The organism is Roseburia yibonii (assembly GCF_014297335.1).
Taxonomy (GTDB): Bacteria; Bacillota; Clostridia; order Lachnospirales; family Lachnospiraceae; genus Roseburia_D; species Roseburia_D yibonii.
Genome location: NZ_JACOQH010000001.1, coordinates 286327 through 299451, shown reverse-complemented (window position 1 = coordinate 299451; position 13125 = coordinate 286327). Strand labels below are relative to the sequence as shown.

At 46.8% G+C, this 13125-nt stretch carries 13 protein-coding genes and 1 pseudogene; all 14 read left to right on the top strand.

Going from position 1 to position 13125, the window contains the following annotated elements:
- Positions 1 to 64: 64 nt before the first annotated feature.
- The 14 genes and pseudogenes from H8Z76_RS01515 (at position 65) to H8Z76_RS01450 (ending at position 13089) form a co-directional block, all read left to right on the top strand.
- Positions 65 to 1243, top strand: coding sequence for a leucine-rich repeat domain-containing protein (locus tag H8Z76_RS01515; protein WP_186981434.1), 1179 nt, complete (start codon positions 65 to 67; stop codon positions 1241 to 1243).
- 38 nt (positions 1244 to 1281) lie between these two features.
- Complete coding sequence (locus tag H8Z76_RS01510; protein ID WP_186981433.1) at positions 1282 to 2613, top strand: vWA domain-containing protein; 1332 nt, start codon at positions 1282 to 1284, stop codon at positions 2611 to 2613.
- The gene (locus tag H8Z76_RS01505) at positions 2610 to 4097 is read left to right on the top strand and encodes an ATP-binding protein (RefSeq protein ID WP_186981432.1); all 1488 of its coding nucleotides are present in this window, start codon (positions 2610 to 2612) and stop codon (positions 4095 to 4097) included. Before H8Z76_RS01510 ends, H8Z76_RS01505 begins: the two co-directional genes overlap by 4 nt.
- Positions 4098 to 4267: 170 nt before the next feature.
- Positions 4268 to 4480, top strand: coding sequence for a FeoA family protein (locus H8Z76_RS01500; RefSeq protein ID WP_022515502.1), 213 nt, complete (start codon positions 4268 to 4270; stop codon positions 4478 to 4480).
- 33 nt (positions 4481 to 4513) lie between these two features.
- Complete coding sequence (locus H8Z76_RS01495; protein WP_022515503.1) at positions 4514 to 4735, top strand: FeoA family protein; 222 nt, start codon at positions 4514 to 4516, stop codon at positions 4733 to 4735.
- 51 nt (positions 4736 to 4786) lie between these two features.
- Positions 4787 to 6938 (top strand): annotated as a pseudogene (gene feoB, locus H8Z76_RS01490) (ferrous iron transport protein B).
- A gap of 30 nt (positions 6939 to 6968) precedes the next feature.
- Positions 6969 to 7106: a FeoB-associated Cys-rich membrane protein gene (locus H8Z76_RS01485; protein WP_022515505.1), complete on the top strand. Its 138-nt coding sequence runs from the start codon at positions 6969 to 6971 to the stop codon at positions 7104 to 7106.
- 15 nt (positions 7107 to 7121) lie between these two features.
- Positions 7122 to 7598: a transcriptional repressor gene (locus H8Z76_RS01480; RefSeq protein WP_022515506.1), complete on the top strand. Its 477-nt coding sequence runs from the start codon at positions 7122 to 7124 to the stop codon at positions 7596 to 7598.
- Between the two features lie 156 nt (positions 7599 to 7754).
- Positions 7755 to 8819 carry an iron-containing alcohol dehydrogenase family protein gene (locus H8Z76_RS01475; RefSeq protein WP_147617923.1) on the top strand — a complete coding sequence of 355 codons (1065 nt, stop codon included), beginning with the start codon at positions 7755 to 7757 and terminating at the stop codon, positions 8817 to 8819.
- 216 nt (positions 8820 to 9035) lie between these two features.
- Positions 9036 to 9329 (top strand): DUF2325 domain-containing protein, encoded by a 294-nt coding sequence (locus H8Z76_RS01470; RefSeq protein WP_022515508.1) that lies wholly within the window; start codon positions 9036 to 9038, stop codon positions 9327 to 9329.
- A 67-nt stretch (positions 9330 to 9396) separates the two neighbouring features.
- Positions 9397 to 11649, top strand: a complete 2253-nt coding sequence (pflB, locus tag H8Z76_RS01465) for a formate C-acetyltransferase (RefSeq protein WP_022515509.1) — start codon at positions 9397 to 9399, stop codon at positions 11647 to 11649.
- A gap of 31 nt (positions 11650 to 11680) precedes the next feature.
- On the top strand, positions 11681 to 12439 hold the full coding sequence (gene pflA, locus H8Z76_RS01460) for a pyruvate formate-lyase-activating protein (protein WP_022515510.1): 759 nt from the start codon (positions 11681 to 11683) through the stop codon (positions 12437 to 12439).
- Between the two features lie 29 nt (positions 12440 to 12468).
- Complete coding sequence (locus H8Z76_RS01455; protein ID WP_186981431.1) at positions 12469 to 12717, top strand: heavy-metal-associated domain-containing protein; 249 nt, start codon at positions 12469 to 12471, stop codon at positions 12715 to 12717.
- Between the two features lie 135 nt (positions 12718 to 12852).
- Entirely contained in the window at positions 12853 to 13089 is a 237-nt protein-coding gene (locus H8Z76_RS01450; protein ID WP_022515512.1) for a hypothetical protein, read from the top strand.
- Positions 13090 to 13125: the final 36 nt, after the last annotated feature.

The window sequence follows — 13125 nt, the reverse complement described above, 5'->3', positions numbered from 1 at the left end:
ATTGTAACCGTTTTCTTGAAATTCGTCCAGTGAGTATTTATAATAAAAGGCAGAGAAATACGAAATGCGTTGTATCAGATCTTTTTCCCGGCAGAGTACGGCGCTCCGTTCTCCGGCACGGCAGTTTGCGGGAACATCGAAAAACTGTATGTGGAAGTTGTATGGCATGGTCGGACATACCACGCAATTTGTCGAAGCCGTCAAAGACACAGGAGAGACAAAACGAAAGGAAATTGGAAAGGTGACAGAAGAGAGAGCATACCGCTTTTTATGGCAGAAAACAGAAGATGGAAATGCAAGGCTGCTCCGGGCTTTTTGTGAGGTGCCGGATCTGGTGCTGCCGGAAAGGATAGACGGATGTCTGCTTACCGAGATCGGAGATTACTGTTTTGCGGAGGCGGAGCATCTGCCGGGAGAGGGTGTGCGCGTCTTTTCTGCCGGAGTGGATGAAAAAGAAACGGAGGGCAGACTGGCACCGTTTTCCGGGAATTATCCGGAAGTGATCCGTCTGCCGGAGTCTGTAAAAAAGATCGGAAGTCTGGCTTTTTATAATTGCGGAAATCTAAAAGAGCTTACCGTGGGAAAGAATCTTTGCGGGATCGGAAGTGACGCGTTTATGAACTGCCGGAAGCTAAAGGCTCTGATTGTGATGGCGGATGTGCGGGAGAAAACCGGGTTAAAGCAGATCCTCGCCCAGATCTCATGGGATATCACGGTTTCCTTTTTGTGTGGAGGAAATATCCGGGCAAAGATCTTTTACCCGGAGTATCAGGAATTTTACGATGAGATTGCGCCCGCGCATATCTTTGGACGGAATATAGAAGGAGAGGGATTCCGGGCGAGACAGGCATTTTCAGAAGGTGTTGTGCAGCCAGCGCAGTACGATAAGATCTTTCCGCGCGCCTGTGTGGAGGAAAATGAAGATACGCTGGTTCAACTTGCGGCAGCAAGGCTGCTTTATCCGGTGGACTTAAAAGGGACAGAGCAAAACCTCTATGAAGCGTATGTCAGGGAGCACAGCTTTTCTCTTGCCAAAAGACTGATCCGGGAAAGGGATCTTGAACAGTTGAAATTTCTCTGCGAGCGGAAATTTCTCGCGGGTGGAGTGTTAAACGAAGCGGCGGCATTTGCTGCGGAAACGGCATGGACAGAGGGTGCGGCGAGCCTTTTAACGTGGAAAAAAGAATTTGATGTGGAAAGAACAAAAGAGCGCTATACATTTGACGGATTTGATGATTTTTAAGGAATGTCAGGAAAAAAATCCGGGGAAAGGAGAAAGAGATGCTGCATATTGAGACACAGAGCGAATGGGAAGCCCGCATGGCGGGAAAGATCCTGGATTTTTTGAGAAATGAGATCTGTGTGGATCTGCGTTTCCTGCAGCCTGCATTTTCCGTATTGGAACGAAAACCGGATACCGAATTAAACGCGTTCGCGACGGACGGGAACAGGCTTTATTTTGCACCGGAATGGATGATCTCGGTATTTCGCAAAAATCCGGCGTATCTGGACCGCGCGTATCTGCACACGATACTGCACTGCATTTTTTCCCATCCCTGGATCGGAGGAAATTTTGAACGGACACTTTATGGGCTGGCGTGCGATATCGCGGTGGAGTACACGATCGACAGGCTGGACAAGCCATGTACCAGGCGGGCGCTCAGTTACATGAGGCAGCAGTTTTACGAAAAAATGCGAAGGGAGAAACAGGCAGTTTCCGCCGCGGTCATTTACCGTATATTAATAGAAGAAACAGATGCAGAATATATCCGTGCATTGCAGATGGAATTTTATACAGATGACCACAGATACTGGCCGAAGGAGGAGAAGTTAAGCGCGGCGGCAGGAGCGGCACAGAAGAAATGGAACAAAGTCGCAAGGCAGATGACTCTGGAGCAGAAACGCCGTGGAGAAGAAAAGGAAGAGGGAGAACAGCTGCTTGCGGCACAGGTGCGGGCGGGAAAGAGCCGACGCAGTTACAGGGATTTTTTACAGAAATTTTCGGTGCTGCGGGAGGAAATCACATGCGATCCCGATGAATTTGATCTGAATTATTATACATACGGACTTCATATATATAAGAACATGCCGCTGATCGAACCGTTAGAGAGCCGGGAAGTGAAAAAAATACAGGAATTTGCCGTGGTGCTTGACACCAGCTATTCTACAAGCGGGGAACTGATCCGGAACTTTTTAAAGGAAACGTTTGCAGTGCTGAGTGAGCAGGACAGCTTTTTTACGCAGTGCAGGATGCACATCATCCAGTGTGATGAGAAGGTGAGAAGTGATGTGGAAATAAAAAGCAGGGAGGAGCTAAAGCAGCTGCTTACGGATTTTACGGTCGTGGGCGGAGGCGGAACCGATTTCCGCCCGGCATTTTCCTATATCAATGAACTGGTGGAGCAGGGCGTTTTCAAAAACCTGAAAGGGCTTTTGTATTTTACGGATGGAAAAGGAATTTACCCCAAAAAGAAGCCGGCCTATCAGACGGCGTTCCTGTTTTTGGACGATTATGACGAGAGCGCGGTTCCGCCATGGGCAATGCGGCTTCGGCTGGAGCCGGAGGAATTTGGCAGGAAAGAAAAAAGAGAGAGATCAGGAGAACAGATATGAATATCAGACAGGCAAAAGAAGAGATCAAACATACGGTGCAGGCGTATTTGAAGAAAGATGAGAGTGGTGCGTACCGGATCCCGGCGATCCGCCAGCGTCCGATCTTAATGATGGGACCGCCGGGGATCGGAAAGACGCAGATCATGGAACAGATCGCGCGCGAGTGCAGGATCGGGCTGGTTTCCTATACGATCACCCATCACACCAGACAGAGCGCGGTCGGCCTTCCGTTTATCCGTGAGGAGACTTTTTCGGAAAAAACATATTCGGTGACGGAGTACACGATGAGCGAGATCATCGCGAGTGTTTACCGCAAGATCCGGGATCAGGGAACAAAAGAGGGGATCCTCTTTATCGATGAGATCAACTGCGTGTCGGAAACGCTTGCGCCTACGATGCTCCAGTTTCTGCAATGTAAAACGTTCGGAAACCAGGCGGTACCGGAGGGATGGATCATTGTAGCGGCAGGAAACCCGCCGGAATATAATAAGTCGGTGCGTGATTTTGATATGGTCACGCTTGACCGTGTGCGCGAGCTTGATATCGAGGCGGATTTTTCGGTATGGAAACCGTATGCGAGGGAGAAACGGATCAACAGCGCGATTTTAAGCTATCTGGAACTGCGGCCGAAAAATTTCTACCGTGTGGAAGCGGATGTGGATGGACTGCGTTTTGTGACGGCACGCGGATGGGAAGATTTGAGCAGTCTGATGGCGGTTTACCGGGAGCTTGACATTCCGGTGACCGAGGAAGTGATCGGCGAATTTCTGCATCATCCCGATGTCGCGGAAGATGTGTCGGCATATCTGGATCTGTATCAGAAATATGAGGATGATTACGGGATCGCGGATATCCTTGCGGGAAAAGTGAGATCCGATGTCTACGGGCGGGTTTATCAGGCGGCGTTTGACGAGAGATTCAGTGTGGTACACCTGCTGCTTGACGGACTCTTTGGATATCTTGACTGTGCGGAAAAGACAAAACGTCTGCTGGATGCGTGGTATGCCTTCTTAAAAGAATACCGTGCCGGAGTTGGGAACGCCGCGTCACCGGCAGAGTTCTACCGGACTTTGCTTGAAGAAAAGCAAAAAGTTTATGAGGCGGAGAAAAAGGGCGGATTTCTGACGAAAGAAGAAAAAAGCGGATGGGAAAAACTGCTTGCGTGCCTGAAGGAAAACGTGCCGGGAGAACAGCTGGACGCGAAAGAGAGCTTTTTTATGGCAAAAGAAGGATTTGACCGTGAGCGTGAGAAGTTAGAACGCGAGGAGCGAAACGCAGAAGAAGCGCTTGCACATGCGTTTGACTTTATGGAGAAAGCGTTTGAGGACGGCGAGGAGATGGTGCTTTTTGTGACCGAACTTACGGTGAGCGCCGGATCGGCCCGTTTCCTTGCGGAGCATCCATCGGAAAAATATGAACAGTATAAGGAAACACTTCTGATCGGAACGAGAAAGGCAGAACTCTTATCCGAACTGAACCGGTAAAGGAAGGAAAAAGGCAGGGAAAAATCTCTGTCTTTTTTTGTCAAAAACGGAAGAAAAAGTGAGAAAAAATTATCAATAACATTATTGACATCTAATAATCGTTAGAGTATACTAACCAACGAAGTGATGAAAATGATTATCAATAAAGATAACGGAAAAGAGGAGATGATATGATGCCGCTCACAATGGCAAATGCCGGAGAACCGAATATCATTAAGAAGGTCGGTGGAAAAGAAGAGACAAGAAAGTTTTTGGAAAACCTCGGATTTGTGACAGGTGGTACCGTGACTGTTGTATCAGAGACAGGCGGGAACATGATCGTGAATGTGAAGGATTCCAGAGTTGCCATTGGAAAAGATATGGCAAATAAGATCATGATCTAACAATTTTCAAAAAATCACAAGAAGGAGCAGATTATGAAGACATTGAAAGAAGTTGCCTGCGGGCAGACTGTTACCGTAAAAAAACTTACGGGTGAAGGTCCGGTAAAGAGACGTATTATGGACATGGGAATTACAAAAGGTGTTCCGGTTTATGTAAGGAAAGTAGCACCGCTTGGAGATCCGGTTGAGGTAACCGTTCGCGGTTATGAGCTTTCTTTGAGAAAAGCAGATGCCGAGATGATCGAGGTAGAGTAATTTTTTTTTGCCATAAGTTAGAGAAAACTAATAAAAGATAGGAGTATGAAAATGTCAATGAAAATTGCGTTAGCAGGTAACCCAAACTGCGGAAAAACAACATTATTCAATGCGCTTACGGGTTCCAACCAGTTCGTAGGTAACTGGCCGGGCGTAACAGTTGAAAAAAAGGAAGGTAAGTTAAAGGGACACAAAGATGTCACCATCATGGATTTACCGGGTATTTACTCACTGTCCCCGTATACGCTTGAGGAAGTGGTGGCGAGAACCTATCTCATCACAGAGAGACCGGACGCGATCTTAAATATCGTAGACGGAACCAACATCGAGAGAAACCTGTACTTATCCACACAGCTCATGGAGCTTGGCATTCCGGTTGTCATGGCTGTAAACATGGTTGATATCATGGAAAAGACAGGCGACAAGATACATATCGACAAGCTGAGCAAGAAACTGGGCTGTGAAGTCGTTGAGATCTCAGCGTTAAAGGGTACCGGCGTTCAGAAAGCTGCAGAAAAAGCAGTTGCGGCAGCCGGAAAGAAAGACGCTTCTGCCAGAGTACATGAATTTAATCCGCAGGTGGAAAGCGTTATCCAGACAGTAGAAGAAAAACTGTTTGATGATATTCCGGAAGATCAGAAACGTTTCTTCGCGATCAAGCTTCTTGAGAAAGATGACAAGATCAAAGAGCAGATGAAACACTCACCGGATGTATCCGCTGAGATCAAAACTCTGGAAGATGAGTTTGATGATGATACCGAAAGTATTATCACAAATGAACGTTATGAATACATTTCTTCTATTATAGATGAATGTGTGACAAAGGGAACCAAGAAAGGTGAACTTTCTGTTTCCGATAAGATCGACCGTGTCGTAACAAACCGTTTCCTGGCATTACCGATCTTTGCGGTTGTTATGTTCATTGTATACTATGTTTCTGTAACAACAATCGGATCTATCCTTACCGACTGGACCAATGATACCCTGTTTGGTGAATGGATCGTTCCTGGAGCACAGAGCTTCTTTGAAAACATCGGATGCGCAGACTGGCTGACCGGACTTATCGTTGACGGTGTGATCTCCGGTGTCGGCGCAGTACTTGGATTCGTACCACAGATGCTTGTATTATTCATTTTCCTTGCATTCCTGGAATCCTGTGGATACATGTCCCGTGTAGCATTTATCATGGACCGTATCTTCCGTAAATTCGGACTTTCCGGAAAATCCTTCATCCCGATGTTAATCGGTAGTGGATGTGGTGTGCCGGGTGTCATGGCATCCCGTACGATCGAAAACGACCGTGACCGTAAGATGACCATCATGACAACAACATTTATCCCTTGTGGAGCAAAATTACCGATCATCGCCCTGATCGCAGGTGCGTTCTTCGACAATGCAGGATGGGTTGCATGGAGTGCTTACTTCGTAGGTGTTGCAGCGATCATCTGCTCAGGTATTATCTTAAAGAAAACAAAAATGTTCTCCGGTGAACCGGCTCCGTTCGTTATGGAACTTCCGGCATATCACTGGCCGACAGTTGGAAACGTATTAAGAAGTATGTGGGAGCGTGGCTGGTCTTTCATCAAGAAAGCCGGAACCATCATCTTACTTTCCACTATCATTCTCTGGTTCTTAATGAGCTTCGGATGGGTTGACGGTGGCTTTGGAATGCTCGAAGCAGAGCAGTTAAACGACAGTATCCTGGCTAAGATCGGTAGCGCGATTGCTTGGATGGACACAGGTAGGCGAAGGCTGGAAGATGGCAGTTGCCGCAGTCAGCGGTCTGATCGCAAAAGAAAACGTTGTAGCAACCTTTGGTCTTCTCTTTGGATTCGGCGAAGTCGCAGAAGACGGACAGGAAATCTGGGGAAGCCTTGCAACCGTTATGACACCGATCGCTTCTTACGGCTTTTTGGTATTCAACCTGTTATGCGCGCCTTGCTTTGCAGCGATGGGAGCTATCAAGCGTGAGATGAACAATACAAAGTGGTTCTGGTTCGCAATCGGATATCAGTGTATTCTGGCTTATGTGGCAGCAATGTGCATCTACCAGATCGGTACTCTGATCACAACCGGAGCATTTGGAATCGGAACAATCATTGCTTTCGTATGCGTGGCTGGATTCTTATATCTGTTATTCCGTCCGTATAAAGAAAGCGAAACATTAAATGTAAATGTAAAGAGCGTAGCAAGCGCAAAATAAGCACTGCACGCAATAAGGAGGTAGTGAGCTATGGGAACAGTGATTACAGGAGTTGTTTTTCTTGGAGTGATCGCTCTGGTGATCCGGAGCATGGTCCGCGATAAGAAGAATGGCAAATCTCTCCAGTGCGGCGGTGACTGTAAGAATTGTGGAGGACACTGCAGCTAAAAAGGAGGGGCGAAAATGTCGAAAAATCTTTCCGGAAAAAGCGAAAGAAAGGCGGATGCCAGAAGTTATCACAGAACACAGATGCAGAAGGAAATGATCATCCAGAAATTAAAAGAAGAGGGATGCCGTATTACAAAACAGCGGTTGATGCTTCTTGATATTATCCTGGAAGAGGATTGTTCCTGTTGCAAGGAAATTTACTACAAAGCATCAAAACTGGATGGGAAGATTGGTTCTGCCACGGTATACCGCATGGTAAATACGTTGGAAGAAATCGGCGCGATCAGCAGGAAAAATATGTATAAGATTTCCTGCGGGGAGGAGTGCCTCGAGGAAAATGCATGCTGCGTGGAACTCAGTGACCACACGACCTGCAATCTTTCCGCAAAAATGTGGAATGCCGTGATCCGTGCCGGAATGAAGGCATGCGGCTATATCGACAATCAGGAGGTCAGAAATGTAGTTGTGACTCCCTGCGAGTGCGGAAAGTAGCGAACCGAAAAAAATATGTTTATTACCGCGAAGCGGCATGGCCTTTGGGCTGTGCCGCTTTGTTTTTTTGCAATGATACTGAAAAAATGTGGTATAATAAAATTTACAGGACTATCAGATGAATCAGCATAAAAATGGGGAAAACGGAGGAAAATTATGGCAGGCAGTCACATTGCGATCCCTACGATCTTAAAGGTCGGGAAGGGAACATTAAAAAATCTTGGAAAATACATCAGATCGAACGGCATGGAGCATGCAGTCCTTTACTTTGGAAACGGGCTGATCGATATGTTCGGGCATGATGTCATGGATTCGTTAAAAGAGGAAGGCGTTACGGTCATGGAGTACCGAGAGCTGGATTCCACAAAAATCGAAGACATCATTGAACTGGCGTTTGCGATCGAACCGAAGGCGCAGGTCATCGTGGGCATCGGAGGCGGCAAGGTCATTGACGTAGCGAAATACGCGGCATATCTGCGCAAGCTGCCGTTCATCAGTGTACCGACATCCGCGTCAAGTGACGGATTTTCCAGTGCGAGCGCGTCACTGATCGTAAACGGAAGGAGAACATCCGTGCCGGCGAGACTGGCGTATGGGATCGTTGTGGATACGGATATCATAAAGAGCGCACCGGAGAAGTTTTTATATTCCGGAATCGGGGATCTGGTGTCAAAGATCACGGCGCTCTATGACTGGGTATATGAAGACCGCATGGGCTACACAACGCTCAATGACTTTGCGATGATGATCGCGAAAAAAGCCGTGAACAGTTTTGTGCGCACGCCGTTTACGGACATCCATGAGGATCTGTTTTTGCGCGAACTGGTGGATTCCCTCGCAATGAGCGGGATCGCAAATGAGATCGCGGGCAGCAGCGCACCGACGAGTGGCAGTGAGCATCTGATCTCGCACGCGTTGGATAAGACATTGGAACAGCCGATGTTACACGGCATTCAGGTCGGGGTCGCGACCTATCTGATGAGCCGGGTGCAGGATCACCGTTACAAGCGTGTCAATACGATTTTTACAGACACGGGATTCTGGGACTATGTTGCCACACTGGATATGAAGCGGGAGGACTTTGAGCGCGCGATCGATCTTGCACCATCCATCAAGCCGTTCCGCCATACTTATCTGCACGAGGAAAAATACCGCAGGCTGGCAAAAGAGATCCTATGGGAAGATGAGACGTTAAAAAGAGTGTTTAAACAGGAAAAATAAGGCGGTTTGTCGATACGTTCATTCTATGAGAAAAGCAGGTCATGATATGGCTTGCTTTTCTTTCATATATCCGATATCATAAAAAGGAAACAGCGCAAAAGACCCTTATTGAGAAAAGCAGATGAATAGTAAGCTTGCTTTTTGGAGAATTATTAGATATTATAAACAAGAGTTAGTGGTAACTAATAAGGAACTCTATCAATAGGAGGTACATGTATGAGTGTTGTTATTATAGGTGGACATGACCGCATGGTCAGTCAATATAAAAAAATCTGCAAGGAACATAGCTGTAAGGCAAAGGTATTTACCCAGATGCCGGGAAACTTCAGAAATCAGATCGGAAGCCCGGATCTTATTATTCTGTTTACAAATACCGTATCCCACAAGATGGTGAAATGTGCGGTGACAGAAGCAGAAAAATCAAATGCCGATGTGGTGAGATGCCACACCAGCAGCGGAAGTGCGCTCTGTGAGATCTTAGATGAAGCAACAGAAAGATTAGGCGCGTAATGAGACAGCATCGTGAAGCTTTGCTTTGCGATCATTTCATAAAAAAGAAAAAAGAAAGGATGCAGAAATGAAAGAATTTGAACAGTGGCAGGGATTTTCAGGAAGAAAATGGAAAGAAGGCGTAGATGTCAGAGACTTTATCCAGAACAACTATAAGCCTTATGACGGAGATGAGTCCTTCTTGGCAGGACCGACAGAGGCTACCGATAAATTATGGGGCAAGCTGCAGGAACTTCAGAAAGAAGAAAGAAAAAAAGGCGGCGTGCTGGATATGGAGACAGAAGTTGTCTCTTCCATTACAGCATATGGTCCGGCATACATCAGCGATGACATGAAGGATCTTGAGCAGGTTGTAGGTCTTCAGACTGACAAACCGTTAAAACGTGCATTCATGCCGTACGGCGGTATCAAGATGGCAGAGCAGTCCTGTACCATGTATGGATACAAACCAAGCGAGAAACTGCATGAGATCTTTACCAAATATCACAAGACACATAACGAAGCAGTATTCGATGTATATACACCGGAAATGAAACTGATGCGTCACAACAAGATCTTAACCGGACTTCCGGATACTTACGGAAGAGGAAGAATCGTAGGCGATTACCGCAGGGTTGCCCTTTATGGTATTGATTACCTGATCGAAGAAAAACAGAAAGACTTCGCAGGAACCGCAAGACGCGGCATGAGAAGCAAAGAATTCCGCCTTCGTGAGGAGATCGCAGATCAGATCCGCGCACTGCGTGGCATGAAGGAAATGGCAGCATCTTACGGATTTGACATTTCTGAGCCGGCAAAAGACGCCAAGGAAGCATTCCAGTGGCTGTACTTCGCTTATCTTGCAGCAATCAAGACACAGAACGGTGCCGCAATGAGTGTTGGCCGTGTATCTACATTCCTTGATATCTATATCGAAAGAGATATGGCAAAGGGAACTCTGACAGAGGAAGCTGCACAGGAACTGGTTGACCACATGACCATGAAGTTCCGTATGGTAAAATTCGCGAGAATCGAATCTTACAACCAGCTGTTCTCCGGTGACCCGGTTTGGGCTACACTTGATGTGGCAGGACTTGGTATGGACGGACGTTCCCAGGTAACAAAGACCGATTTCCGTTTCTTACATACCTTAGAGAACATGGGACCTTCTCCGGAACCGAACCTTACGGTATTATATTCTTCTCATCTGCCGGAAGCGTTCAAGAAATATGCTTCTCATATTTCCATCGCTACAAGCTCTATTCAGTATGAGAATGATGATGTTATGCGTCCGGTATGGGGCGATGATTATTCTGTATGCTGCTGTGTATCCGCAACAGAGACAGGAAAAGAGATCCAGTTCTTCGGCGCGAGAGCAAACCTTGCAAAGTGTCTGCTTTACGCGATCAACGGTGGTGTGGATGAAAAGAACAAAGTCCAGGTAGGACCGGCTTACCGCCCGATCACATCCGAATATCTGGATTATGATGAAGTAATGGAAAAATACGATGCAATGATGACATGGCTGGCTGAGACATACGTTGAGACCCTGAACATGATCCATTACATGCATGATAAATATTACTATGAAGCATCTCAGATGGCGCTCATTGATACCGATGTAAGACGTACTTTCGCAACCGGTATTGCGGGATTCTCTCATGTAGTTGATTCCTTAAGCGCGATCAAATACGCAAAAGTAAAAGTAATCCGTGACGAGAACGGACTGGCAGTTGACTATGAGACTACCGGAGACTTCCCGAAATACGGTAACGATGACGAACGTGCCGATGAGATCGCGGTATGGCTGTTACGCACATTCATGGACAAATTAAGAAGCTGCCATACTTACCGTGATTCTGAGCCGACAACTTCCATCCTTACCATTACATCCAACGTTGTATACGGTAAGGCAACCGGATCTCTTCCGGATGGAAGAAAAGCAGGAGAACCGTTATCTCCTGGAGCAAACCCGTCCTACGGCGCAGAGAACAACGGACTTCTTGCTTCCTTGAACTCTGTAGCAAAACTTCCTTACGAGGAAGCATTAGACGGTATCTCCAATACACAGACCATCAACCCGGGTGCGCTCGGACATGATGCGGATGAACGTGTACAGAACCTCGTTCAGGTACTGGATGGTTACTTCGATCAGGGTGCGCACCACTTAAATGTCAATGTATTCGGAAAAGAAAAACTCATTGACGCTATGGAGCATCCGGAAAAAGAAGAGTATGCAAACTTCACGATCCGTGTATCCGGTTACGCAGTTAAGTTCATTGACCTGACCAAAGAGCAGCAGATGGACGTTATCTCCAGAACCTGCCACGAGAGAATGTAAGCAGAAAAGTAAAAGAAAAAGAGGAACAACTATGACAGGCGAAAAGAATATAGGTTATGTCCATTCGCTTGAAAGCTTTGGTTCCGTAGATGGTCCGGGAGTCCGGTATGTGATATTTTTATCCGGCTGCGCGATGCGCTGTCAGTTCTGTCACAATCCGGACACCTGGGACAGGAATTCCGGCACGCCCTATGAGGCTGGGGCGCTGCTGGAAAAAGCCTGTAAGTACCGCTCTTACTGGGGAAGTAAGGGCGGTATTACTGTAAGCGGAGGTGAACCGCTCCTTCAGATCGATTTTCTGACGGAGCTTTTTCGCAGGGCAAAAGAAATGGGCATTCATACCACCTTGGATACCAGCGGGAATCCTTTTACGAGGGAGGAGCCGTTTTTCTCAAAATGGCAGGAACTGATGAAGTATACAGACCTGCTTCTTTTGGACATCAAGCATATCGATGAAGAGCAGCACCGGATCTTAACCGGACAGACCAACAAGAACATTCTTGACATGGCGACACTTCTGTCCGAGATGAACAAACCGGTCTGGATCCGTCATGTGCTTGTGCCGGAACGAAACGATAAAGATGAATATCTTAACCGGCTTGCGGATTTTATCCGCACCTTAAAAAATGTGGAGCGCGTAGAGGTGCTTCCTTATCATACCCTTGGGGTATTCAAGTGGGAACAGCTCGGGATCCCGTATCCATTGGAGGGGATCGATCCGCCAAGCGCGGAGCGCATCAAAAACGCAGAGACGATCTTACATGCGGCGGCAGGTCAGAAAACGGTATAAGGGCAAACGTGAAAAAGGAGGAATGATGTATGATCGAGACTACAGTAGGAATAGATGGCATGCAGTGCGGAATGTGTGAGACGCATGTAAATGACACGATCCGCGCGGCATTTCCGGTAAAGAAAGTGAGCGCTTCCCACAAGAAGGGTCAGGCAGTGATCCTTTCCGAGGAGGAGATCCCGGAGGAAGCGTTAAAAGAGGCCGTAAAGAAGATCGGCTATGAGGTGACATCCGTAAGCAGTGCGCCGTATCAGAAAAAAGGACTGTTTCACCGGTAAAAATTAACAGAATAACTGAAAAAAAGTATCAATTAGCTACTCCCATTTTTCCGGAAAAGGTAGTATGATAAAAACAGTTACAAAACACTAATAACTGTTAGAATAAACTACCAAGAAATGGAAAGGATGAGGAACATGGCCAGATATTATCGTTTTTCAAAACCCGTATCGGATGAAGAATCCGCGGAGATCTTAAAAGAAATGCGGGATTTAGAAGACATTAAGATGGCAGAGATCACAGAGGACCGCGCATACCTGGAAGTAGAGACCCTGGATGATATTTATAGCGGAGTCATGAGCGCAGCAGTAAATATTTGCAGCAGAATCGCACATGGGTGTGAGATATCCTTTGCGAAGTTTGGGATACAGTAGTTAGAGACGAAGGAAAGTCCCGGAACATTATGCTCC